This is a genomic window from Campylobacterota bacterium, from assembly GCA_040752835.1.
Lineage (GTDB): Bacteria > Campylobacterota > Campylobacteria > Campylobacterales > Sulfurimonadaceae > Sulfuricurvum.
Genome location: JBFMGG010000007.1, coordinates 545,725 through 569,320, shown reverse-complemented (window position 1 = coordinate 569,320; position 23,596 = coordinate 545,725). Strand labels below are relative to the sequence as shown.

Below are 23,596 nucleotides of genomic sequence, written 5' to 3'. Positions count from 1 at the left end.
AGGGAACCATTGATCGATTTAGCCACTATCCACGAAGCCGCCCGGCGGATCCAGGGAACCGTCGTCGAAACGCCGTTTGCGTATGCCCCCAGACTGAGCGAAGAGAGCGGATGCGAGATTTATCTCAAAAAAGAGAACCTTCAGGTCACCGGTGCGTTCAAAATCCGTGGCGCCTACAACAAAATCGCGACCCTCAGCGATGAAGAACGCTCCCGGGGAGTGATCGCGGCCAGTGCGGGGAACCATGCGCAGGGTGTCGCCATGGCGGCACAGATATTCGGGATCCGGGCCCTGATCGTCATGCCCGAATCGACCCCTCTGACGAAGATCAACGGGGTGCGCTATTACGGCGCGGAAGTGATCCTCGCGGGGAGCAACTACGACGAAGCGTACGCTTACGCTTCGACCTACGGAAGCGAGCACGGCATGGTCTTCGTTCACCCTTTCGCGGACGAGGCGGTTATGGCCGGGCAGGGAACCATCGCGCTGGAGATGATCGGATCGATCGCTGACCTGGATGCGGTCGTCATCCCCGTCGGCGGCGGCGGCCTCATCTCGGGGATGGCGTCGGCGATCAAAGCGCTCGACCCGCGTATCCGGGTGATCGGGGTGAGTGCGCAGGGAGCGCCCGCGATGAAAGAGTCGTTTGACGCCAAACAGGCGATCGACAGTACCGCCGTGCGTACCATTGCCGACGGGATCGCCGTGCGCGACACTTCCGAAGTGACGCTGGGGCATATTCTCGAGACGGTGGATCAGATCGTCACCGTCGACGACGAAGAGATCGCCAATGCGATCTTGTTCCTTCTCGAACGCCAGAAACTGGTCGTCGAAGGGGCGGGAGCTGCCGGTGTCGCCGCGTTGCTGCACGGGAAACTGCCTGAACTCAAAGGGAAAAAAGTGGGGACCGTTCTCAGCGGCGGGAACATGGACGTCACCCTGCTGTCGGTGATTATCGAAAAAGGTCTCATCAAGTCGGGACGGAAAATGAAAGTCACCGTCACGCTCGTCGATAAACCCGGCGCGCTGATGCAGCTGACCGAAATGCTCCAGTCGCTCAACGCGAACATCGTCCACATCGCTTACGATCGAACCTCGACGACGCTCGCGTACGGAGACGCGAATGTCACGATCCATCTCGAAACCAAAGGGAAAGACCATCAGGAAACGATCCGGGCGATGCTCAAGGAACACCGCTACCTCAGCAGTGAAGAGCACTAGGGGGTAGCGGGGTATGGAGATTTTAAAATTATTTAATATCAAGCAGCCCATACTCCTGCTCAGAACCCTCTCCGACGGCAATCTTGGGATGATTGACGCCCAAAACTCGCTTCGGATCGCTTCGGCTGAAACCTACGCTCTTCTGGGCGGTTTTAAAACGAACATACAGCACGAACGGATCTTCGGATCGCACGTCGACATTTCGATGAACGGCGAATATTCGTTTTCGGTCGTCCCGGGGACGAACCAGGCGGCTCTTTTCAGCATCCCCTCCAAAACCCTCGTCAACAAGTTCGGCCGCCACAAGGGAGAGGTCGAAAGCGTCGCCATCGATCCGAAAAACCGTTATTGCGTCACCTGCGGACAAGACGGGAAAGCGTACGTGTGGGTGATCAAGACGGGGCGGCTGGCGTTTGTGATGCCGCCGCACGCCGATTACGTTACCACGGTGGCTTTCAACCCCAAGGGGCAGTGGATCGCCACGGGAAGCTACGACCGCAGCATTCAGGTACTCAACCTCGGGATCATGAAGCAGCCCATCAGGCTAAGAGGGCATAACAGCCCCATCGTCAGGATCGTATTCCTCTCCGAAGGGCGGCTGCTTTCGGTCGAAAAAGAGGGGTCGATCGTCCTGTGGGACATGCACAACGCCCAGGTGATCAAGCGGTTCCAGAAGATGAACGACGAGGTCACCACGATGTGCACCAGCCCCGACGGGCGTTTCATTTTCGTCGGGACGAAGCTCGGCTACGTCGGCCTCTACGACACCCTCCGCCAGGACGCCCTTACCCAGCGCTACCTCAAAGAGAGCGAACCGGTGACGTCGCTGGCGTTTATGACCGAGCCTTACCGCCTTGCCGTCGGGACGGCGGAAGGAAACGTCCGGGTCTATTCGCTCTTCGGAGACGAGGAAGAGTACGTACAGATGCTGAGAGACCGCCGTTTCAAAGCCTTTTACGACGTACTGGAGATCAACCCGATGCTGGGGTATTCGAAGGCTTACGAAACGGCTGAACGGATATGGGACGATGCGGTCAACAAGGCGCGTTTTTTCCTCGAAAACAGCGAGCGCGACAAAGCCAAAGAACTTCTCGACATTTTCAGTGCGATACCGGGCAAAAACGCCTTTATCAACCAGCTGTTGCGGGATTACGAGAAATATACCCTGTTCAAGAAAAACGTTCTCGAAGAGCGGTATGCATTGGCCTATTCCCTCGCTACGCAGTACCCGGCGTTTCAGGATTCCGAGCCGTATCGCAGCATGGAGTTGCGGTGGCAGAAAGCGTTTACCAAAGCGCAGGAACTGATTATGACTCCAAACGGAGAGGAACAGGCCCGCGCGGTCCTTTCGCCGTACCGGGGGATTTCGTCCAAAACGGTTCTGATCCAGCAGCTGTTTGAAAAACGGAAAATGTACGATTATTTCAAACAGGTGATCCGTCAGGCCGACTACGTCCGGTTCCACGACCTGGTCAAACGCCATCCGTTTCTCAAGGAATTCGCCGAGTATACGGCCGTCATGGAGTATGCCGACAAGCTCTACATCCAGACGAACAAAGCGTACGATGCGGGGGACTACGCTACCGCGCAAAAAGGGTGCGAGGTACTCGTCTATTTTCCCGATTACGCCTACGAAACGCAGAAAATGGCCGACACCATCCGTATCAAACATCTGTTCTGGAATGCGGTCCATACCCAGAACATGGTCAACGCTTTTTCGTATCTGAGCCAGTTTCCGTTCCTCTACGATACCCCCGAAGCGCAGGAACTCGAGGAGATGTGGAACAAAGCGGTGGACGAAGCGCAGCATCACGCCGCGCTCGGGGAGCCGCGCGAAACCCTCGCAGCGCTCGAAGCCTATCGTACCGTCCGGGACAAGCATGCCGCCATCGGGGTCGTGATGCAGCAGGCCTACTGCGTCCAGCTCGAAAACAAGATCGGCGCCAAAGCCCCGCAAAAGGCGGTCGAAAACGGCATCCGCCAATACGTCCGGTTCTTCGGTGTCGAAGAGGGGATAGAAGGGGTGTACGAAGACTTTCAGCGGGCGTACAAAAGTGAGCTGGTTCTAAACGACCTGCCCAAAGGATCGCTCGAAACCTGGAGCCCGCTGGTGCGGGTGGACGACATTACGGTGAACGCATGATCGCGATCGATCTGGGATCCAATACGATCCGTTTCGTCGAATACGACGGATGCGAGTGGGGACGGAGTTTCGAAAAAATCGTCCGTACCGCCGAGGGGCTCAATGAAAGCGGCCTGATCGGGGAAAACGCGCAACGGCGGATCATAGAGGCCATCGCCCAGGCGCGGGAGCGGATGGAATGGAAAAACCAGAGTGTCGTCGCCTACACCACCGCCGCGATGCGTCGCGCCCGCAACGCTTCGGAGGTTCTTGAGAGGATCGAACGCGAATGCGGTTTGCGGTTCGAGATTATCGGTCCGATGAAAGAGGCGTCCCTGACGCTCTTGGCAGTGCAATACCGGCTGAAAAAACTGGGGATCGGTGCGGAAGCGTTCGTTCTGGCCGATATCGGCGGGGGATCGACCGAACTGATACGCGTTGAAGGGGGAGAAAGCCGTGCGGTCAGCATCGAGAAGGGGATCGTCACCCTCTCCGAGAGCGTGAGCCGTCCGGAACGACTCGGCGAAAAAATCGCCGAATTCGCCGCGTGCGTCCGTGATGCCCTCCCGGCGGGAAGCGGATCGCTGGTGCTGACGGCGGGAACACCGACGACGATCGCGGCTTACGTGAACGGGATGGATTATGAAACCTATGATCCCGGACGGATCAACGGATACGTCCTCTCCCTCCGCGAATGTTACCGCGCTTACGATGAGCTGCTGGCCATGGACGAAGCGCGCCGAACCCGTTACGTCGGGGTAGGGAGGGAAAACCTCATCGTGGCGGGGATCTTGATGGTGACGGCATTGTACGAAGCGCTCGGGCATGAGCAAGCGATTGTCGTCGATGACGGCTTGCGCGAGGGGATCGCGCTCGATTATTTTCATCGAATGTCGGACACATCCGCGCTTTGAAGGTGTATAATAAACTCAGTTCCGCAATGCGAGGTGCCGGTATGCAGCCGTTATTCGAGAAAATACTCAATAAAAAGATGCTGGCCTATGCCGTTCTGGCCGCGGGAATCGCATTAAGCGTTGCGGCTTTTCGATACGAGCAGGAGAATGCCAAAGAGAAAGAACGGCTCCGTTTCGAAACGGTGACCAAGCAGGCGACACTGCTGATCACGACGCGCATGGACGCCTACCGCCACATCCTCTATGCGGGGGCGGGGCTTTACAGCGCTTCGGACAATGTCGAGCGGAGCGAATGGCGTACGTTTGTCGATATGCTCCGGATTGAACGTTCTTTTCCCGGGATCCAGGGGCTCGGCTACGCTGCGGTGATCGAGCCTTCCGAGGTCAAACGGCATGAAGCGGCGATGCGGGCGGAAGGGTTCGTCGATTACGCCCTCCGCCCGTCGGGACAACGGGAGTCTTATACCGCGATCGTTTACCTCGAACCGCTGGATCAACGTAACCGCCGGGCGATCGGGTATGATATGTTTTCCGAGCAAGTACGCCGTGAAGCGATGGTTCGCGCGGCGGTGACCGGGGTCGCGGCGGCAAGCGGAAAAGTACGCCTGATGCAGGAGAACCGGATTGACGAGCAGGCCGGTTTCCTGATGTACGTTCCGGTCTACGCGAAAGGGGCCCGTCTGGAGACAAAAGCCCAGCGGCTGGCGGCGCTGCAGGGATTCGTGTACGCGCCGTTCCGGGTCAAAGACCTGATGTGGGGCGTTTTGGGAGATCGTTACAAAGATCTGGCCTTTGAAATTTACGACGGTGCGCCGACAAAAGAAAACCTGCTGCTTTCAAAACACATGGCATCGGTCGCCGTGGGTGCTCCCGCCGTCGAACAGCGGATCGACGTCGACGGAAGGGTATGGACGCTTCGTTACAGACCGCTGCACGGTTTCATTCAGGAGGCGCAAACCAGTTTTCCGTGGCTGGTGCTGTTGCTGGGGACGCTTTTGTCGTTGACCCTCTTTGCCGTCATCCGTTCGCTTATCCGTACCAAGGAAAAGGCGCAGCAGCTGGCCGAGAAGATTACCGAAAGACTCTCCATTTCCGAAGAGCGTCTGCGTTTCGTACTGGAAGGGTCGGGTGATGGGATCTGGGACTGGAACATGGAAACGAACGAGGTCTTTTTCTCTAAACGGTGGAAAGAGATGCTCGGGTTTGGGGAAGAGGAAATTTCAAATACCCTGTTCGAATGGGAAAAACGGGTCCATCCCGAGGATATTGACCGGGTGTACCGGGATTTGCAGCTTCATCTGGACGGAAAAACCGACGCATACACCAATGAACATCGGATCAAATGCAAAGACGGCAGCTACAAATGGATTTTCGACCGCGGGATCATCGTCGGACGCGACCGTCACGGACGTCCGTCGCGGATGGTCGGATCGCATGCGGACATTCACGAGCGCAAGCAGATCGAGGAGTCGCTGAAAGCGGAAAGGGACTACTCGGCCAATATCATCAAGGAGACCCCGATTTTCGTCGTCGGGCTCGCGCCGGACGGCACGTGCAATTTCGTCAATCCCGCCGGCGAGCGGATCAGCGGCTACAGTGCTGCCGAACTGATCGGGAGGAACTGGTGGGAAACGTTTCATCCGGGCGAATCGTATGCCCACATCGAATCCCTTTTGCACAAGCTCTCGACGCATGCCGACGTGCGCGATTATGAGATGGTGCTGACCCGAAAGGACGGGGAAGAACGGATTATCGCCTGGAATTCGCTGATCCGTTCGGATGCGAACGGCGAATGTGTCGAATACATCGGCTTTGGCTACGACATTACCGAACGTAAAAGGGTCGAAGCCGAACTCATGGTCGCCAAAGAGCAGGCCGAAACCGCCAACATCGCAAAAAGCCAGTTCCTCGCCAACATGAGCCATGAGATACGTACCCCGATGAACGCCGTGCTGGGACTCAGCCAGCTGATGTTCGACAGCGACCTCAACCCCAAACAGCGCGATTGCATCCAAAAAATCTACCGTTCGTCGAAAATGTTGCTGGAGATTATCAACGATATTCTCGATTATTCGAAAATCGAGGCCGACAAACTCGAACTGGAAGAGAAAAGTTTTGCCCTCGAAAACGTATTGTCCCAGCTTAACGCCATCTTCGCACAGCGCGCCGAGGAGCAGGGGATAACGCTCGATTTCGGGATGGACGGGGACGTGCCGGGGGTAATCGTCGGCGATGAACTCCGACTCGACCAGATTCTCACGAATCTCTTGAGCAATGCCCTGAAATTCACCCACAAAGGGAAGGTCTCGCTCACCATTTCGTTGCGCGAGCGTCGGGGAGATCGGGCCCTGATCCGTTTCAGCGTCGCCGACACCGGGATCGGAATGAACGAATCGCACATCGCCAAGCTTTTCATCCCCTTTAGCCAGGCGGACACCTCAATCACGCGCAAATACGGAGGAACGGGGCTTGGACTGACGATCTCCCGACGTCTGGTCAACGCGATGGGCGGTGACCTGAGCGTCGAGAGCCGTAAAGGGGCGGGGTCGACTTTTTCGTTCGACATCGATGTTGCGGTCAGTGCGTGGGACCGTGAAACGGTCATCACCCCCGATCGCGAGTCGCCGCAGGGACTCGGATTCTCGCCGATGCACGAGCAGCGGAACCTTGCTGAGCTTGGAGGACTGCACGTACTCCTGGCCGAGGACAACCTGCTCAATCAGGAAGTGGTAAGCATGATGCTGGGCAGGGTCGGCATCGTCCCTACCATCGCCCGAAACGGAAAAGAGGCGGTCGAACTTTTTCTCTCCGATCCCCGCCGCTACGATTTGCTGCTGATGGATCTGCAGATGCCGATCATGAGCGGGTACGAAGCAACCGGGATCATCCGGCAATACGATACGCAGGTTCCGATTGTCGCGCTGACCGCCGCGGCGATGATCGAGGACCGTGAAAAAGTCCTCGAAGCGGGGATGAACGACCATTTGGCCAAACCGATCGACATGAACGACCTCTATGCCACGATCGCCAAATGGAGCAGGGCCTCCGAGGGGATCTCTTCGGCGGCGGAGCGGTTTTCCAAAAGGGGTTCAGAGAATGAAGCGGTACTGGATGAGGAATATCTTCACACGATTGCCAGCGGAAGAAAGGAGCGGATACACCAGCTATTGTCGATGTTTTTGGCTCAGTTGGAAGGGGAATTTGCCGATCTGGGCGAGAAAGTCCGCCGCAACGACTGGGAGGCCCGCGCTTCCGTTCATGCCCTCAAAGGGGTCAGCGGCAACATCGGTGCCGCGGCGCTGTGCGGCGTCTGTACCCGAATCGACGCGAAATACAAACGCTCCGAAAATACGGCGGATGCGGATGCCGACGCCCTGCAACAGGCGATGGCGGCTTTGCGCGAACGGATTCGTGAATACCTGCAAAACAGTGCGGCCGATCCCGTCGTTTCGTCGATGGATGCCGAAGCGTTTAACGTTCTGTTCGCTAAAATAAGCGACTCTTTGAAAGAAAGAAACCTCGTTTCGCCGGATGAACAGCGCTCTTTGTCCGACGCGCTCCAAGAACGGGTCGACAGCGAGGAACTCAGGGAATGGAAAGACGCGATGGACAATTTTGAATTGCAAAGGGCATACGAGATCATGCAACGGTGGAGCGTGTGAGTTCGGTGGACAAACGCCCGACGGTCCTGATCGTAGACGACATGGCGACCAACATCGCCGTTCTATACGACCTTCTGCGGGACGAATACCGGATCAAGGCGGCCAAGAACGGCCTCGAAGCGCTTGAGATTGCCCGCGGAAAAGAGAAACCCGACCTGATTCTGCTGGACATCGAGATGCCCGGAATGGACGGTTATGAAGTGTGCAAAGCGCTCAAAAGCAGCGAAGAGACAAACCACATACCGATCATTTTCGTCACAGCCAAAAACGAGATCAAAGACGAAGAATACGGCCTGAACCTCGGTGCGCTCGACTATATCGCCAAACCGTTCCACCCCACCATTGTCAAAATCCGGGTTCGAAACCATATCGCGCTCAAGCTCAAAAGCGACCTTCTCGAAGAGCTTTCGATGCACGACGGTCTGACCCATATTCCCAACCGCCGTTTTTTCGAAGAGGTGTATGAAAAATACTACAAAAAAGCGCTTCGGGAAGGGCGGTCCATGGCCGTGCTGATGATCGATGTCGACCATTTCAAAAATTACAACGACTATTACGGCCACGGCAGGGGGGACGAGTGTTTGGTCAAGATCGCCGAAACACTCAAAAATACCCTCAAACGGCCGGGTGACATCGTTGCCCGTTACGGCGGGGAAGAGTTTGTCGTCCTTTTGTACGACGTTGATGCCGAAGGGGTCGAAACGGTGGCGCACAACCTGGTCGATTCCGTGGCGCGGCTGAACATCGTCCACGAATTTTCCTCGGCTGCGCGACAGGTGACGATCAGCGTGGGAACGGCGCTTTCCGGGGGAGCGAATGAAGGGAAAAAAGAGTTGCTGGCACGTGCCGACGAGGCTTTGTACCGTTCGAAACAAAACGGCAGAAACCGATGCTCCTGTTAGGACAGCGGCAGCGATTCAGAGGACTTTTTCGGGCAGCGGCTTGAGGATGTAGCCGAATCCTTTGAGGGTTTCGATCCAGTCTCCGGAGAGTTTTTTCCGCAGCCGGCTGATGACCGAACGCACTCCGATCACCGTTATCTCTTTCTCTTTCCACACCGACTTGCGTATCTCTTCTTGGGTGACGAGCTCACCCCGGCGCCCGATCAGCAGGAGAAGGACGTCGTATTCGTTTTTGGTAAGTTTGATCCGTTTCCCGTCGCAGTCGATAATGCGTGCGGTCGTATCGAAATGGCACTCATTGCTCAGCCGGACCGGCCCGCTTGGCGCAACGGGACGCGGATGCGTGTGGCGGCTGAGCCAGCGGATGCGGATGTCGATCTCTTCAAGGTCGAACGGTTTTTTGATAAAGTCGTTGGTCCCCATTTCAAAAGCATGGGCAATATTTTTGATGTCATGGTCCCCGCTGAGCATGAATACGATGGGTTCGGGCTGATCACGACGGATCGCTTCGAGGCAGGCGAACCCGTTGAAATCGGGGACGTTGACATCGAGGAGATAGATATCGTACCGGGTGTTTCCGATTGCCGCCAAAGCCGCTTTTCCGCTCAGGCAGTGTTCGACCTCGTCCCCTTTTTCGGCAAAAAATTCGACGACGAGTTTTCCCATCAGCGGATCGTCTTCGAGCAGTAAAATTTTCATTTCCCTTGTCTCCTTGTGTGCGCATCGCTTCGCTGGGCAGCATTATTCCACGATAGTGTGGCAAGTATCATGCAAATCTTACAACAAGCACCGATTCAGGAGGAAAAATGGCAAATCGCCCCCGGATTTTTGACCTGTTAACGAAGTTGGCTATAATAGAAGCAAAAAAAGACGGCAGCTAACATTGAAATTAACTAATATTAAAAGCGTCGGTGTCCTTTTACGCCCCTCGACGCCGGAGCTTCGTGAGATTTTTTACGAGGCGAAACGGATATTCGAGTCTCGCGGCATCGAAGTGATCGTCGATCACGTCAGCGGCGGGATGATCGGGGTTTTGGGGCAGCCTTTCGACCTCATGTGCAAGAAAGCCGATTTCCTCGTGACGATCGGCGGAGACGGCACCCTCATCTCTGCGGTACGCCGTTCATACCGGTTCCAGCTTCCCGTTCTGGGGATCCACGCGGGCAAGCTCGGATTCTTGGCCGATCTTGATATGGCCGAACTCGAATCCTTTGTCGATCAGATGCTCAAAGGGGAGTTCCGGATCGACGAGAGGGCGATGCTGCAGGCGACCGTTACCGGACGTAACGGCGATACCCACGTCGTAGCGTTCAACGACATCGTCCTCACCCGCCCCTCGATTTCGAAGATGATCCGGCTTGAGACCTATGTCGACGGCAGAAGCTTCAACACCTATTACGGTGACGGGGTGGTTGTATCGACGCCTACCGGATCGACCGCGTACAACCTCTCCGCGGGCGGACCGGTTCTTTTCCCTCTCACGCAGGTATTCGCCCTCACTCCCATCTGTCCCCATTCGCTGACGCAGCGTCCGGTGATATTGCCGGGACATTTCGAAATCGAGATGAAAACGCCCGACGCGAGCGCGCTGGTGATTATCGACGGGCAGGACATGATCGAGATCACCGAACACGATACGGTCAACATCAAGCTGGCCGGTTCGGGCGCCCATCTGATCCACCGTAAAGAGTTCAATTATTTCGAAGTTCTCAAAGAGAAACTGGGTTGGGGAGAATGATCCGAAGATGATCGAAAGGTTTTATTTAAAGGAATTTCTGACGTTTAAAGAGGTTGAGATGGAGTTTCATCCTGGGCTTGTCGTGTTTACCGGCCCCAGCGGAAGCGGTAAATCGATCCTGATGCGCTCCATCCTCTCGTCGGTCGGACTGGACAACGTCGATGCCCAGATTTGCGAATCGAGCGTATGCTGGCAGATCGCCGAAGAGGAATACGGAATCGCCAACGAATCTTCCAACGTATTCCGCCAGGTGAAAAAAGAGAAAACCCGCTATTTCATCAACTCCCAAAGCACGTCGCGTTCGTCGATGGAAACCATCAGCGGGGGCTATCTGCGTCATCTGAGCCTCAAAGATTACAGCGATTTCGAGCCTTACGCGCTATTGCGCCGGATCGACGAGCGTATCTTCTCGAACGATCCTTCGCACCGTGAACGCGTTGAAACCTACGCGGCCCGGTATGCCGAGCACAAAAAACTTTCCGAGGAACTTCGGACGATCGAAGATCAGGAAAAACGGCTCTCGGAACTTAAAGAGTTCGCTGCCTACGAGATTTCCAAAATCGATGCGATTGCGCCGCGTATCGGCGAAGACGAGGAACTCTCTCTGATCAAAAAACAACTCTCGAAAAAAGAGAAGATCGAAAAAGCGATTTCGCAGGCCGAAGCGATTTTCGGCCACGAGGGGCATGTCGGCGCCGCACTCTCACTGCTGGAAACCGACAGCGCGTTTTTCGACGACGCGATGAACGAACTGCGCCATGTTTTCGAAACGTCGATGGAGAGGATGGTCGAGCTCGAAGAGGTCGACGTCGAGCAGGTGCTTGACCGGATCGAACAGATCAGCGAACTCAAACGCCGCTACGGCAGCGTCGAAGAAGCGCTCGCATACCGCGATCAAAAGGCACGCGAACTCGAATCGTACGAGACGATCGAACATTCCAAAGAAGAGCTGGTTCGCGCCGTTTCGGCCCTGAAGGCGCAAATGGCCGCAACCGCGGAATTGCTTTCAAAAGCCAGACATGACGCGCTTCCGGCCATGCGCGAAAGCCTCAACGGTTATCTTGCGATGCTCTACCTGCGCGAAGCGACGTTGGAACTCGAACCGTCCGAACCCCATCCGCTGGGTACCGATAAAGCTCTGCTTGGGCTTTCGGGGACAAAACTCGACAAGCTCAGTTCGGGCGAATTCAACCGCCTGCGCCTTGCGCTGCTGGCCCTTGGGGTTGAAACGATGCAGGAAAAAGGGGGCGTGCTGATGCTCGATGAAATCGACGCCAACCTCAGCGGCGAAGAGTCGATGAGCGTCGCGAAAGTACTGCGCCATCTCTCGAAAAAATACCAGATTTTCGTCATTTCGCATCAGCCGCAGCTCACCTCGATGGGAGAACAGCATTTCCTGGTCTACAAAGACGGCGAGAGCCGGGTGCGGGAGCTTTCGGCCGCCGAGCGGATCGAGGAGATCGCCCGGATCATCAGCGGCGAGGGGATCAGCGAAGAAGCGACCCGTTTTGCCCGAGAACTTTTTGAACGATCGCAGGGGAATGCATGATCATCGATACCCACATCCACCTCGACGACGAACGTTACCGCGACGATTTTGACGCCATGATCGCACGCGCCCGTGACGCGGGGGTCGAAGCGTTTATCATACCCGGAGCCCACCCCTCGACGCTCGATCGGGCGGTCGAACTCGCCGAAGCGCACGATGACGTTTATTTCGCCGTAGGGGTTCACCCCTACGATATGGAAACGTTCGAAACGGTCGATTTCGATCGTTATGCGGCACATCCCAAATGCGTCGCCGTGGGCGAATGCGGACTCGATTATTTCCGGCTGGAAGGCTCAGACGAGGAAAAACGCTCCGAGAAAGAGCGTCAGGCGCACGTATTCCGCGAACAGATCCGTTTCGCCAGAAAAGTCGGGAAACCGCTCATTGTCCATATCCGGGATGCCAGTCATGACGCGAAAATGGTTCTGCAAGAAGAGAATGCCAGGGAAGTTGGAGGCGTTTTGCACTGCTACAACGCCGACGAAGAGCTCCTTAGCCTCTCGAAGGAGGGGTTTTATTTCGGGATCGGCGGTGTGGTGACGTTTCAAAACGCCAAAAAACTGATCCAGGTTCTGCCGAAAATTCCGCGTGACAAGCTGCTGATCGAAACGGACGGCCCCTACCTGACCCCCCATCCACACCGGGGAACGCGCAACGAGAGCGCGTACACCCGATACGTAGCCGACAAGATGGCCGAACTTCTGGGGATGCCGCCCGGCGAGATCGAGGCACTGACCACCGCCAACGCGAAACTCCTGTTCCGGACGTTGTAGCGATGAGGAGGGGACGTATGACGAAAATCCTGGTGATGGCGCTGTTCGTTCCCCTCTGGCTTTTCGGGGTCGGTTTTGATCCTGCCGACCGTGAGAAAATCGAAGTCCTCAAACGCTTCGACCTTCCAGCTTCCTTTCTGCGCGATCCCTACCTGCACGACATCTACGACCAAAAACGCCGTGAGTGCAGGATGAACGGCTTCGCCGATTCGAGCGAAAACGCGGGGACCTTTATCCCGATGCTCACTTCGCTGATCGCGCAATCGGACCTTCCCAAGGAATTCCTCTTTATCGCACTGGCCGAATCGCGGCTGGAAGTGAGCACTTCGTCGACGCGCGGAGCGGCGGGATTGTGGCAGTTCATGGAAGGGACCGGGAAACTGCACGGATTGGCGGTCAACCAGTTCGTCGACGAGCGGCGCGACCACGTCAAATCGACCCGCGCGGCGATCGCCTATCTCAGTGCACTGAAAAAAATGTTCGGAAAATGGTATCTTGCCCTGATCGCCTACAATTGCGGGGAAGGAAAACTGTACAAGGCGATACGTCAGGCCGGCACATCGGACGTACATGTACTGGCCGATCCCAAGCGTGCCTACATCCCGCCCGAAAGCCGCCGCTACCTCCGCAAAGTTCTCGCCCTTGCATTGCTGGCGACCGACGAGGTGTTTTTATCCGAAATCCAGTACGATACCCTGCTCGGAAAAGAACACGACAATCCCATCGCCACGGTGTATCTGCCCGAGGGGGAAGAGATAGACCGGATCGCGGCGGTCCTCGAAATGCCCAAAAAAAATCTCGTCCGTCTCAATACCCATCTCAAGAAAGGGGTGACACCGCCCGATCAGCAGGCCTATCCCATCTACATTCCCAAAGAGAAACTTCCGGTATTCCGCGAGCGGTTCCGCACCCGTGAACTCAAAGGCTATTTTGTGATGCACCGGGTCAAATCGGGGGAAACGGTGGCCCAGCTTTCCAAGCGTTACAACGTCCCCTCCGGGGCAATCATGCGCGAGAACATGATCGGTACGGATGCCGATATCGGCAAAAACCGCAACGTCCGGATACCGATCAATAAACCCTACCTCAAAAATACGAAATTTCACAAAGCCAAACTCGGCGAAACCGTCGATTCAGTCGCCGAACTGTATAATATGACGATAGATCAGATCAAAGCGAAAAATCCGTTTGTGTCGAACGTGCTCAAAGAGGGTGAGGAGATAAAGGTTGATGATTAAAGTTTTGCTGTTCGGATTGGCGCTGCTGATCGGCGGTTGTACAACCCATACGGGCTCTTACAGTTATCAGCCCAGACCCTCGCAGAAATACCCTTCCGAAAAGCTCGCGATGAGCTCGTCGAATATTTACAAGAAAAACGGCGAGTTGCATGCGACGATGCGTCCCTACACGGTGATGGGAAAAGAGTATTATCCCACCGTCGTGCGGGTAGGGGATACTTTCAGCGGCGTTGCGAGCTGGTACGGGCCCGACTTCCACGGCAAATCGACCTCCAACGGCGAAGCGTACGATATGTACGCCATGACCGCCGCCCATAAAACCCTGCCGATGAATACCGTCGTACGGGTAACGAACACCCGTACCGACGCGCAGACGGTCGTCCGGATCAACGACCGCGGCCCGTTTGTGGAAACGCGGATCATCGACCTCTCGTTTGCCGCCGCCCAGCAGATCGGCGTCGATAAAACGGGCACGGCTCCCGTCACCCTCGAAGTCCTCGGTTTCGAACCCTCAGGGATGCGAACCATCGACATGGCGCGCGTAGCCAAAGGACCTCGCGAATCGGTGCTGACCTCCTTTTTCGTCCAGATCGGATCGTTCGAGCGGTTTGAAGGGGCGACGGCGACCAAGCAGAAATACGCGAGTTATAACGGCTACAGCGCAATTATCAAAGATACAGAGTATAATAACAAACGACTATTTCGCGTTTGGCTCGGCGGGTTCAAAAGTGAGGCCGAAGCACGCGATTTCATATCACGCGGCTACTTTGAAGGCGCGTTTATCATAAGGGAATAGGATGATCCAAAAAAAGCGTACCACCAAAGAGACCGACATTACCCTTTCACTCGCGATTCGCGGGGAAGGCAAAAGCACCGTATCGACCAAAGTCGGTTTTTTGGATCACATGCTCGAGAGTTTTGCCAAACACGCGCAGTTTGACCTGAACGTGACGTGTGTCGGCGACGTCCATATCGACGATCACCACAGCGTCGAGGACATCGGAATCGTTCTGGGGCAGGCTCTGCGCGAAGCGATCTATCCGATTGAAAAAGTGGAACGGTTTGGGAGTGCCGTCATCGTCATGGACGAGGCGGCCGTGAGCTGCGACATCGATCTGAGCAACCGTCCCTATCTCGTTTACGAAGTGGACGTCAGCGGGAAAATCGGCGAGTTCGACGCCGAACTGGCCGAAGAGTTTTTTCGCGCCGTCGTGTTCAACGCGGGGATTACGGCACACATCGTGATGCAGCGGGGGAAAAACCGGCACCACATCGTCGAAGCGGCGTTTAAATCGCTGGCGGTAGCCCTGCGCCGTGCGCTTGCGGTCAACGAGCGCGCCGGTATACCCAGCACCAAAGGGGTGCTGTGATCCGGCTGCTGATTCTCGACGTCGACGGTTGTCTGACGGAGGGGAAGATCATCTACACCTCCGAGGGTGTCGAACTGAAAAATTTCAATGTCAAAGACGGGTTCGCGATCAAAGGATGGCAGAAACTCGGCCACCATGCCGCCATCATCACCGGACGCGATTCGACGATCGTCGCCCACCGTGCGAAAGAGCTTGGGATCGAGCATTTTTACCAGGGGGTCAAGGACAAACTTGCGGTTGCCCGTGAATTATGCGACAAACTCGGGATTACGTCCGACGAGGTCGCCGCGATCGGCGACGATCTGAACGATTACCGGCTGCTGCGCTGGGTGGCCCAGCCTTATACCCCCAGCGACGGGTCGGAATACATCCGTTCGTTCGCCAACGTCCTTGATCGGCGTGGCGGGGATGCGTGTGTACGCGAAATGATCGAAAAGACGATCCGTTTTAACGGCGAAGAGGAAAAATTCCTGGAGCCGTGGCTGTAATGTCGATCAATCTTTTTTTTGTGTTGGTTCTGGGGCTGCTGATGGGGATGTACGGCTATTTTTCCCCTGCTGCGCAGGGAGAGAAAAACCGGGCCGAAGTCCCCAAAATACACCTTTTTTCGTTTTCGCTTTACGAGATTTCCCATCGCGGGGTCGATCATATCCTCGAGGGGAAAGAAGGGAAAAAATTCGACGACCGTTATGAGATAACGCAAGCAAATTTTAGCGATAATACGAAAACGCAGTTCCAGACGATCCGTTCGGACACCGCACTTTACCGTGACGACGTTCTCGTAGTGGAGGGAAACGTCCGCTATCGGCGTGCCGACGGGCTGGAGTTCCGCTCGCAGGAGGGTAAGTACGACGCGAAACAATCGCGGATCAGTACGGAAGGCCCTTTCGTCATCACCCAAAACGCCAACCGCGTCGACGGGCGGCGGCTCAACTACGATACCGAGCAAAAAACCGTATCCGCCAATGCGGTACAGGGAATTTACCAATTAGACTAGGAATTTATCGATGATCAAACTTTTTTCTTTTTTGCTTCCTCTCTCACTGCTCGCACTTTGTGCCGAGGAACTCAAAGTCGTTTCGGAAAACTTCAAAGGAGACCAGCAAAAGGGGATTTCTGTTTTTACGGGGAACGTGAAAGTGACTAAAGGGCTGGACGATCTTAACGCGTCGAAAGTGACCATCTACACCGACGCACAGCGCAAACCGGTCAAATACGTCGCCGAAGGGGACGTATCGTTTTACATCGTGACCGAGCTCAAAGAGATCTACAAAGGAAAATCGCAGACGGCGGTCTATTATCCGAACGAAAGCGAATACCATTTCTACAAGAAGGTCGATCTCATCCGTATCGATGATTTCCGTCGCGTTCAGGGAGATAAAGTCGTCGTCAACACGATCAAAGGGGAAGCGGTCGCCGAAAGCACCAAAGGCGAGCCGGTGATCATGGTGTTCACTCTCGAGGAGAAAGAGAAAAAACCGAAGGCGAAGGCGAAATGATCGAAATCATAGACGCTTCGTTCCTGACGTCGGCCCCCAGTATCAAGCTGGCCCCTTCAAACGACGAGCAAAACGAAGTCGCCTTTATGGCGCGTTCAAATACCGGGAAAAGTTCCCTCCTGAATACTCTGACCAACCGTAAATCGCTGGCAAAGGTATCGGCCACACCCGGCAAAACGCGCCTGATCAACTATTTCGACGTCGTATTCATCGACCGAGACACCCAAGAACGGCTCCACGCCAAATTCGTCGATCTCCCCGGATTCGGATACGCCAAGGTGGCCAAAAGTCTCAAAAGCGACTGGGAAAGCAACCTCACCGCCTATATTTCGCAGAGAGAACAGATCAAGGTCTTCGTCCACCTCATCGACAGCCGCCATCCCGATCTCGAGATCGATGCTTCGGTCAGCGAATACCTCGAACAGATCTGCGCACCGGAGCAGACGATTCTTCGGGTTTTTACCAAAATCGACAAATTGAACCAAAAAGAGCTTTCCGAACTCAAAAAACGGTTTCCCGGAGCGTTGATGGTCTCCAATTCCAAGCGGCGCGGGGTCGAAACGGTGGTTGAAACCCTCTACGGCCTTCTCAAACAAGAGCCCGCATGAATACGATCGTCTATCAAAAACCGACTCTGCGCGATATTCCCGCGATGCAGGCCCTGGTCGCGCCCGAAATCGAATCGGGGGTGATCCTTCCCCGCAGCAACGATGAAATCGCAACGAACATCCGTTCGTACTGGCTGGCGATGGACGGGGAGAAGATCGTCGGCTTTTGCGCGCTGCACATCCACTCTCCGAACCTCGCCGAATTGCGTTCGATGATCATCAATCCCGATTATCGCGGACGTAGCATCGGCAGTGAACTGGTCGAAAAGGCGTGCGAAGAGGGGCGCAAACTCGGCCTTAAAGAAGTTTTGGCGTTGACTTACCAGCAGCGCTTTTTCGAACGTCTGGGATTTGTCGAAATCCCCAAAGAGTCGATCCCCGAACACAAAATCTGGGCCGACTGCATCAAATGCAAACATTTTCCGGTATGCAACGAAGTTTCCCTTATCAAGACATTGTAAACCGCTTTTTGGCGGTGGCGGCGTTTTTGGTCTACATCAGTCTCAGCAGCATGTACCTGTTTTTGCCGCCGATGCTGGCGATTTTGTTTTTCGCCTATTACCAGGCACTGAACCGCCACGATCTGCTCGCATTGATTTCTGCGGCGGCGATGTTGCTGATTTTCGAAGCCGAAAAAGGGTTTTGGTTCGGAAGCACGCTGCTTTTTTTCGCGCTCCTGATCCGCTATCTGATTCCGAAAATCGAGCAGGTGGTCCAGTGCCGGTTGTGCCGCGCGGCGATTTTCGTGGCGCTGGCGTATCCGGGATACTGGCTCTTCGTCTGGATCGCCGATAGCGTGTTGCTGATCAACGTTCCCGCTGCGGACTGGCACATGGGGCTGTACATGGTGATCGAATTTCTGATTCTGGCGGCGATGATATGAAAATCAAGATTTTGTTCGCCATTTTCGCGATCGTCTGGCTGGGATTATTGGTGCGGGTGTTTCACCTCTCCATCCAGTCGAACGAGTATTACGAAACCCTCTCCGAACGCAACAGTATCAAAAGCGAATTGACCGCTCCCGTGCGCGGTGAGATTCTCGACCGCAACAACGAACCGATCGCCATCAACGAACTGGGGTTCAAAATCGCCCTTGCCCCCCACCTGACCAAAGGAAAAGATGCGACAGCGCTGGAACGCGAAATCGCCTATCTCAATGCGATGATTCCGGGGCTGGATACGAAAAAAATCGCCAAAACCTACAAACAGCAGGACTCGTATTACAACCACTCGTTCATCGACGTCGTCGATTTCATCCCGCACGAAAAAATCATCCCCGTTTACGCGCTGATGAACCTGCGCGAGACGATCAAAATTTCGCCGTCCCCCAAACGCCTTTATCCCTACGGTTCGGTCGGTGCCCATCTGATCGGTTACGTCGCCAAGGCCAACCAAAAAGAGATTGATTCCAACCCCGCCCTCAAACTGATCGGGCACGTCGGGAAAAACGGGATCGAAAAATACTACAACGATTACCTTCAGGGGGTCGCGGGGGAACGCCGTATCAAGGTCAACGCCCAGAACATCGAAATCGAGGAGCTGGGTCGGACCGCGACGAAAGAAAATCGCAACCTTGTCCTCAACATCGATATGCGGCTTCAAAACTACATCGGCGAACTCTTCGCCGGAAAAGTGGGTTCCATTATCGTCATGGACGTTTATGGGGCGGTCTATGCGGCGGGAAGCTATCCCGAATACGACCTGAACGCATTTGTCTCGGGGATCAGCTCGGCGGAGTGGAACGCCCTGATGACGAGCGTCGATGCGCCGTTCACCAACAAAATGATCAACGGACTCTATCCCCCCGGATCGACGATCAAAACGGGGATGGGGATGCTTTACGCCACTTCCGGACTTCTCAACGAGCATGACGAGGTTTACTGTACGGGGTCCATGAAGCTGGGGAACCGAGCGTTTCGATGCTGGAAACACAGCGGACACGGCAGTACCGACATGGCCAAAGCGATCACCCAAAGCTGCGACGACTACTTCTACAAGGGGAGTCTGCAAGTCGGAATCGAGCGGATGAGCAAAGGGCTGATCCGGATGGGGCTGGGCAAGAAAACGGGGATCGATTTGCCGAACGAATTCATCGGAACCGTTCCCAGCCGCGAGTGGAAACGGAAAAAATTCAACAAACCGTGGTATCAGGGGGAGACGCTCAACACGTCGATTGGGCAGGGGGATTTTCTTGTGACCCCGATGCAGATCGCCCAGTTCACCGCTTTGATGGCGACCGGGAAGCTGCCGATACCCCATATTGCCAAAACCATTTCGGACAACCCCTACACCCCCAAGCCGATCGATGTCCTCACGCCTGCGGAGAAAAAGATTCTACCGATCGTCCAAAGCGCGATGAGGGGGGTATGTAACGATCCGGGCGGAACCGCCAAAGCTTACGTCTATACGCGTTTCCCGATCGCGGGAAAAACGGGGACGGCCCAGACGACGGGGATCGCTCAGGGGGTCAAACAGCGCGAGAGCGAACATTCGATGGAGTATTTCAGACGTTCGCATGCATGGTTTACGACCTACGGCCCGGCCGACAGCCCGCAATTCATCGTGACGGTTATGGTCGAACACGGAGGACACGGGGGCGAAGCGACCGGCGGAATCGTCTCGGCGATCTACAACAAGCTCGATGAGCTGGGGTATATCAAAAAGCAGCCCGCGCTTCCCTAAAGAGGGGCCTATTCTTCGAGCGTCCGGACGATCAGGCTTTTGGGCAGGGCGAACCGTTCGATCAGCTCTTCTTCTTTGGCCCGCATCTCGCCGTTATCGATTTCGTGATCGTATCCCATCAGGTGCAACACTCCGTGGATAAACAGCAGCGAGAGCTCTTCTTCTTCGCCATGTCCAAGTTCCGAAGCCACCGAAGCGACTTTGTCGACGCTGATGACGATACTGCCCAGCGGCGCGCCGGGAAACGGATCGCTCGGAAAGCTCAGCACGTCGGTCGCTTTGTCGATGCCGCGAAAAGCGCGGTTGATCTGCGCAATCTCATCATTGTCGGTCAGGATCAGTTCGATTTCACGGTCGCCCAGACTCGCGGCGATCGTTTCCAATCGGCTGAAATCGTAGTGTTTGTCGGTTCGGTTGTCGAGTTCTATCATAGATGGATTGTAGCATAAGCCTCCCGTACTCCGGCTTTGAAAAAAAACCGAAAAAATTGGTTGGAATATCTAGAATAAAACTTGCACTGTATGTTATAATCCTTACAATTTTGTAAGAAAGTGAGTCTAAATGCCGTACGTAAAAGAAGTCTTCGACTACCTCCGAAGAACCAGCCCTTCGCAGACCGAGTTTTATCAGGCCGCCGAAGAGGTCCTCGAGTCGCTCCGTCCGCTGATGGAAAAATATCCCAAATATCGCGAGCACAAGATCATCGAACGGATCGTCGAACCCGAACGCCAGATCCTTTTCCGCGTCAACTGGGTCGATGACAAAGGCGAAATCCAGGTCAACAAAGGATTTCGTATCGAATTCAACTCCGCCCTTGGACCCTACAAAGGAGGGTTGCGTTTCCACCCGAGCGTTAACGCCGGGGTCATCAAGTTTCTTGGATTCGAGCAGATCTTTAAAAATGCCTTGACGGGCCTCCAGATCGGCGGCGGTAAAGGGGGAAGCGACTTCGATCCCAAAGGGAAATCGAACCGTGAAATCATGCGGTTTTGTCAGGCGTTCATGAGCGAACTTTTTCGTCACATCGGCGCAACGACGGACGTTCCGGCCGGGGATATCGGTGTCGGCGCACGCGAGATCGGCTACATGTTCGGTATGTACAAAAAACTGGCCAACAGCTACGAAGGGGTTCTGACCGGGAAATCCCTCAACTGGGGCGGCTCACTGGGTCGTACCGAAGCGACGGGATACGGTGCGGTCTATTTCGCCAAATACATGCTCGAAGACCGTAACGAGACGCTCGAAGGTAAAGTCTGTACCGTATCGGGTTCGGGGAATGTCGCGATCTATACGATCGAAAAACTCTATCACCTCGGCGCAAAGCCCGTCACCTGCAGCGATTCGAACGGGATGATCTACGATCCCGAGGGGATTGACCTTGAACTCCTCAAAGAACTCAAAGAGGTCAACCGTGCGCGTCTGAGCGAATACGTCGCCCAGCGTCCGAACGCGACATACACGCCGGTATCCGAATATCCAGCCGGCCGCAATGCCGTATGGTCGGTCCCGTGTTTCGCGGCGTTCCCGAGTGCGACCCAAAACGAACTCAACCTCGCCGACGCGCAGGAACTGCTCAAAAACGGGTGCGTCTGTGTCAGCGAAGGGGCGAACATGCCCTCGACTCTCGAAGCGGTTCACGCGTTCATCGACGCAAAAATCTGCTATGGTCCGGGAAAAGCGGCCAACGCGGGCGGCGTAGCGACGTCGCAGCTTGAGATGGCGCAAAACGCTTCGATGGTGAGCTGGACGTTTGAAGAGGTCGATGCCAAACTCGCGCAGATCATGAAAAACATCTACCTCAACGCCAGTCAGACGGCGGCCGAATTCGGCCAGCCGACCAACCTGGTCCTTGGGGCCAATATCGCAGGCTTCCGCAAAGTTGCCGATGCGATGATCGAGCAGGGAATCGTCTGATTCCTGCTTTGGCGGGCCCCGTCGCCTGCCTCCGCTTTTCCTCCTTTTTCCCCTTTGCATTGCTCCCTAAGGATACCCCTGCTACAATCTTCTTATGAGAAAAAAAGCGTTGTGCATTATGAGCGGGGGCATGGATTCAACCCTCGCGGCGTATATGATGAGAGATGAGGGATACGGAATCGTGGCGCTGCATTTCAACTACGGGCAGCGTACCGTCCGTAAGGAACTTGAAGCGTTTCGTTCCATCTGCGCCGATCTGGGCGTCGAACACACGTACGAAATCGATCTCGATTTTTTTACCGCAATCGGGGCTTCGGCACTGACGGATCACACCATAGAGGTCCCTACCGGGGGGCTTGAAGCGGGAGTTCCGGTGACCTACGTACCGTTTCGGAACGGGATTTTCCTCTCGATTGCTACGGCAATTGCCGAAAAAGAGGGGTGCGAAGCGATCGCCATCGGCGTTGTCGAAGAGGACAGCAGCGGCTATCCCGACTGTACCGGCAATTTTATCGACGCGTTTGAAAAAGCGGCCAACCTGGGAACAAAAGAATCGACCCGAATTTCCATCAAAATGCCGCTTGTACGCCTGAAAAAATCGCAAATCGTCGTCGAAGCGGCGGCCCTCAACGTTCCGCTGCATCTGACGTGGAGCTGTTACAAGGACGAAGACGCGGCATGCGGTGTCTGCGACAGCTGCCGTTTGCGGTTGCGCGGATTCGAGGCGGCCGGCATGAGAGACCCGATTCCATATTGCCAATGACCTTTTGCGCCCGCACCTCCGCAATCCTCTACGAGTACCGTCCCCGTAACCGCAATACGTACATCACGGTAACGAAAGAGGGGGAAGTGTGCGTCCGCTCTCCGATACGCGACGAGCAACGGATCCGTGAGCTGTTGTGCCGAAAAGAAGAGTGGATACGAGAACACCTTGCGCGCATACATGAGCGGACCCGTGACGTTCACCGTCCGGGCGAGACGATCCGTTTCCGGGGAGAAAACGTGCCGCTTGGGCATTTCCCGGCATTGGAAAAAAAGCTCGAAAAATGCCGAAGCTTGATTGATATTGAAAAATATTACCACCGTTTTTACCGTGATGAAGCTCTTTTGACCTTACCTTCGCGGATCGAACATTACGTACGCAAAACGGGGCTGAAACCCCGCGAAATCCGTTTCAAAAAAATGCGCAGACGGTGGGGCAGCTGCGATTCGAAAGGGGTCGTGACGTTCAATACGATGATGATGCAGCTCTCCTACGAGCACATCGATTACATCATCGTCCACGAACTGGCACACCTGGAGCACATGAACCATTCCCGTTTTTTCCACGAACTGGTCCGGCGCTATCTCCCCGAGGAAAAACGGCTCCGACGCGAACTCAGAGGGATTTCGCCGCATTAAAAC

General features: G+C 55.3%; 23 protein-coding genes. 21 read left to right on the top strand and 2 right to left on the bottom strand.

The genetic code is table 11. The features are described from left to right. The first annotated feature begins 9 nt into the window (after positions 1-9). Genes ilvA through AB1763_08925 form a run of 5 tightly spaced genes read left to right on the top strand, consistent with a single transcriptional unit; the run spans position 10 to position 8,821 of the window. On the top strand, positions 10-1,221 hold the full coding sequence (gene ilvA / locus AB1763_08945) for a threonine ammonia-lyase (protein MEW5832951.1): 1,212 nt from the start codon (positions 10-12) through the stop codon (positions 1,219-1,221). A gap of 13 nt (positions 1,222-1,234) precedes the next feature. Beyond that, the gene (locus AB1763_08940) at positions 1,235-3,364 is read left to right on the top strand and encodes a hypothetical protein (protein ID MEW5832950.1); all 2,130 of its coding nucleotides are present in this window, start codon (positions 1,235-1,237) and stop codon (positions 3,362-3,364) included. Beyond that, a complete protein-coding gene (locus AB1763_08935) occupies positions 3,361-4,257 on the top strand; it encodes a phosphatase (protein MEW5832949.1) in 897 nt (298 codons plus the stop codon). Before AB1763_08940 ends, AB1763_08935 begins: the two co-directional genes overlap by 4 nt. A 41-nt stretch (positions 4,258-4,298) precedes the next feature. Then, positions 4,299-7,919, top strand: coding sequence for a CHASE domain-containing protein (locus tag AB1763_08930; GenBank protein ID MEW5832948.1), 3,621 nt, complete (start codon positions 4,299-4,301; stop codon positions 7,917-7,919). Then, positions 7,916-8,821 carry a diguanylate cyclase gene (locus AB1763_08925; GenBank protein ID MEW5832947.1) on the top strand — a complete coding sequence of 302 codons (906 nt, stop codon included), beginning with the start codon at positions 7,916-7,918 and terminating at the stop codon, positions 8,819-8,821. The genes AB1763_08930 and AB1763_08925 overlap by 4 nt, the downstream gene beginning before the upstream one ends. Before the next feature lie 15 nt (positions 8,822-8,836). Here the strand turns inward: AB1763_08925 and AB1763_08920 are convergent, their stop codons facing one another. Further along, positions 8,837-9,520 (bottom strand): response regulator transcription factor, encoded by a 684-nt coding sequence (locus tag AB1763_08920; protein MEW5832946.1) that lies wholly within the window; start codon positions 9,518-9,520, stop codon positions 8,837-8,839. Between the two features lie 184 nt (positions 9,521-9,704). On the opposite strand from AB1763_08920, the gene AB1763_08915 reads away from it, so the two are divergent. From AB1763_08915 to mrdA, 13 genes are read left to right on the top strand one after another with little or no spacing between them, the layout of a single operon-like run. Next, positions 9,705-10,559 (top strand): NAD(+)/NADH kinase, encoded by an 855-nt coding sequence (locus AB1763_08915; protein ID MEW5832945.1) that lies wholly within the window; start codon positions 9,705-9,707, stop codon positions 10,557-10,559. Positions 10,560-10,566: 7 nt separating this feature from the next. Further along, positions 10,567-12,108, top strand: a complete 1,542-nt coding sequence (locus AB1763_08910; protein MEW5832944.1) for an AAA family ATPase — start codon at positions 10,567-10,569, stop codon at positions 12,106-12,108. After that, a complete protein-coding gene (locus tag AB1763_08905) occupies positions 12,105-12,881 on the top strand; it encodes a TatD family hydrolase (GenBank protein MEW5832943.1) in 777 nt (258 codons plus the stop codon). Before AB1763_08910 ends, AB1763_08905 begins: the two co-directional genes overlap by 4 nt. Before the next feature lie 17 nt (positions 12,882-12,898). Then, a complete protein-coding gene (locus tag AB1763_08900; GenBank protein ID MEW5832942.1) occupies positions 12,899-14,119 on the top strand; it encodes a transglycosylase SLT domain-containing protein in 1,221 nt (406 codons plus the stop codon). Continuing rightward, positions 14,112-14,915, top strand: a complete 804-nt coding sequence (locus AB1763_08895; GenBank protein MEW5832941.1) for a septal ring lytic transglycosylase RlpA family protein — start codon at positions 14,112-14,114, stop codon at positions 14,913-14,915. Before AB1763_08900 ends, AB1763_08895 begins: the two co-directional genes overlap by 8 nt. Before the next feature lies 1 nt (position 14,916). Beyond that, positions 14,917-15,489: an imidazoleglycerol-phosphate dehydratase HisB gene (gene hisB, locus AB1763_08890; GenBank protein MEW5832940.1), complete on the top strand. Its 573-nt coding sequence runs from the start codon at positions 14,917-14,919 to the stop codon at positions 15,487-15,489. After that, positions 15,486-15,977: an HAD family hydrolase gene (locus tag AB1763_08885; protein MEW5832939.1), complete on the top strand. Its 492-nt coding sequence runs from the start codon at positions 15,486-15,488 to the stop codon at positions 15,975-15,977. The genes hisB and AB1763_08885 overlap by 4 nt, the downstream gene beginning before the upstream one ends. Continuing rightward, a complete protein-coding gene (lptC, locus tag AB1763_08880; protein MEW5832938.1) occupies positions 15,977-16,486 on the top strand; it encodes an LPS export ABC transporter periplasmic protein LptC in 510 nt (169 codons plus the stop codon). The genes AB1763_08885 and lptC overlap by 1 nt, the downstream gene beginning before the upstream one ends. Positions 16,487-16,496: 10 nt before the next feature. Next, positions 16,497-16,988 carry a lipopolysaccharide transport periplasmic protein LptA gene (gene lptA / locus AB1763_08875; GenBank protein ID MEW5832937.1) on the top strand — a complete coding sequence of 164 codons (492 nt, stop codon included), beginning with the start codon at positions 16,497-16,499 and terminating at the stop codon, positions 16,986-16,988. Then, positions 16,985-17,596, top strand: a complete 612-nt coding sequence (gene yihA / locus AB1763_08870) for a ribosome biogenesis GTP-binding protein YihA/YsxC (GenBank protein ID MEW5832936.1) — start codon at positions 16,985-16,987, stop codon at positions 17,594-17,596. Before lptA ends, yihA begins: the two co-directional genes overlap by 4 nt. Beyond that, positions 17,593-18,057 carry an N-acetyltransferase gene (locus AB1763_08865; protein MEW5832935.1) on the top strand — a complete coding sequence of 155 codons (465 nt, stop codon included), beginning with the start codon at positions 17,593-17,595 and terminating at the stop codon, positions 18,055-18,057. Before yihA ends, AB1763_08865 begins: the two co-directional genes overlap by 4 nt. Continuing rightward, a complete protein-coding gene (locus AB1763_08860; protein MEW5832934.1) occupies positions 18,024-18,479 on the top strand; it encodes a hypothetical protein in 456 nt (151 codons plus the stop codon). The genes AB1763_08865 and AB1763_08860 overlap by 34 nt, the downstream gene beginning before the upstream one ends. Then, entirely contained in the window at positions 18,476-20,278 is a 1,803-nt protein-coding gene (gene mrdA / locus AB1763_08855) for a penicillin-binding protein 2 (protein MEW5832933.1), read from the top strand. Before AB1763_08860 ends, mrdA begins: the two co-directional genes overlap by 4 nt. Before the next feature lie 8 nt (positions 20,279-20,286). On the opposite strand, the gene ybeY is transcribed toward mrdA, so the two are convergent. Further along, entirely contained in the window at positions 20,287-20,709 is a 423-nt protein-coding gene (ybeY, locus tag AB1763_08850; GenBank protein MEW5832932.1) for an rRNA maturation RNase YbeY, read from the bottom strand. A 130-nt stretch (positions 20,710-20,839) separates the two neighbouring features. Between ybeY and gdhA the strand changes: the two genes are divergently transcribed. From gdhA to AB1763_08835, 3 genes are all read left to right on the top strand, one after another. Then, on the top strand, positions 20,840-22,192 hold the full coding sequence (gene gdhA / locus AB1763_08845; protein MEW5832931.1) for an NADP-specific glutamate dehydrogenase: 1,353 nt from the start codon (positions 20,840-20,842) through the stop codon (positions 22,190-22,192). Between the two features lie 94 nt (positions 22,193-22,286). Then, the gene (queC, locus tag AB1763_08840) at positions 22,287-22,955 is read left to right on the top strand and encodes a 7-cyano-7-deazaguanine synthase QueC (GenBank protein ID MEW5832930.1); all 669 of its coding nucleotides are present in this window, start codon (positions 22,287-22,289) and stop codon (positions 22,953-22,955) included. Next, the gene (locus AB1763_08835; protein ID MEW5832929.1) at positions 22,952-23,593 is read left to right on the top strand and encodes a SprT family zinc-dependent metalloprotease; all 642 of its coding nucleotides are present in this window, start codon (positions 22,952-22,954) and stop codon (positions 23,591-23,593) included. The genes queC and AB1763_08835 overlap by 4 nt, the downstream gene beginning before the upstream one ends. The last annotated feature ends 3 nt before the right edge of the window (positions 23,594-23,596 follow it).

Bases quoted from the DNA above. Each gene is read 5' to 3' on its own strand.
- AB1763_08940 (MEW5832950.1), top strand. From the start codon at position 1,235: ATGGAGATTTTAAAATTATTTAATATCAAGCAGCCCATACTCCTGCTC.
- AB1763_08935 (MEW5832949.1), top strand. From the start codon at position 3,361: ATGATCGCGATCGATCTGGGATCCAATACGATCCGTTTCGTCGAATAC.
- AB1763_08930 (MEW5832948.1), top strand. From the start codon at position 4,299: ATGCAGCCGTTATTCGAGAAAATACTCAATAAAAAGATGCTGGCCTAT.
- AB1763_08920 (MEW5832946.1), bottom strand. From the start codon at position 9,520: ATGAAAATTTTACTGCTCGAAGACGATCCGCTGATGGGAAAACTCGTC.
- AB1763_08910 (MEW5832944.1), top strand. From the start codon at position 10,567: ATGATCGAAAGGTTTTATTTAAAGGAATTTCTGACGTTTAAAGAGGTT.
- AB1763_08905 (MEW5832943.1), top strand. From the start codon at position 12,105: ATGATCATCGATACCCACATCCACCTCGACGACGAACGTTACCGCGAC.
- AB1763_08900 (MEW5832942.1), top strand. From the start codon at position 12,899: ATGACGAAAATCCTGGTGATGGCGCTGTTCGTTCCCCTCTGGCTTTTC.
- AB1763_08895 (MEW5832941.1), top strand. From the start codon at position 14,112: ATGATTAAAGTTTTGCTGTTCGGATTGGCGCTGCTGATCGGCGGTTGT.
- hisB (MEW5832940.1), top strand. From the start codon at position 14,917: ATGATCCAAAAAAAGCGTACCACCAAAGAGACCGACATTACCCTTTCA.
- lptC (MEW5832938.1), top strand. From the start codon at position 15,977: ATGTCGATCAATCTTTTTTTTGTGTTGGTTCTGGGGCTGCTGATGGGG.
- lptA (MEW5832937.1), top strand. From the start codon at position 16,497: ATGATCAAACTTTTTTCTTTTTTGCTTCCTCTCTCACTGCTCGCACTT.
- yihA (MEW5832936.1), top strand. From the start codon at position 16,985: ATGATCGAAATCATAGACGCTTCGTTCCTGACGTCGGCCCCCAGTATC.
- AB1763_08865 (MEW5832935.1), top strand. From the start codon at position 17,593: ATGAATACGATCGTCTATCAAAAACCGACTCTGCGCGATATTCCCGCG.
- AB1763_08860 (MEW5832934.1), top strand. From the start codon at position 18,024: ATGCAACGAAGTTTCCCTTATCAAGACATTGTAAACCGCTTTTTGGCG.
- mrdA (MEW5832933.1), top strand. From the start codon at position 18,476: ATGAAAATCAAGATTTTGTTCGCCATTTTCGCGATCGTCTGGCTGGGA.
- ybeY (MEW5832932.1), bottom strand. From the start codon at position 20,709: ATGATAGAACTCGACAACCGAACCGACAAACACTACGATTTCAGCCGA.
- gdhA (MEW5832931.1), top strand. From the start codon at position 20,840: ATGCCGTACGTAAAAGAAGTCTTCGACTACCTCCGAAGAACCAGCCCT.
- queC (MEW5832930.1), top strand. From the start codon at position 22,287: ATGAGAAAAAAAGCGTTGTGCATTATGAGCGGGGGCATGGATTCAACC.
- AB1763_08835 (MEW5832929.1), top strand. From the start codon at position 22,952: ATGACCTTTTGCGCCCGCACCTCCGCAATCCTCTACGAGTACCGTCCC.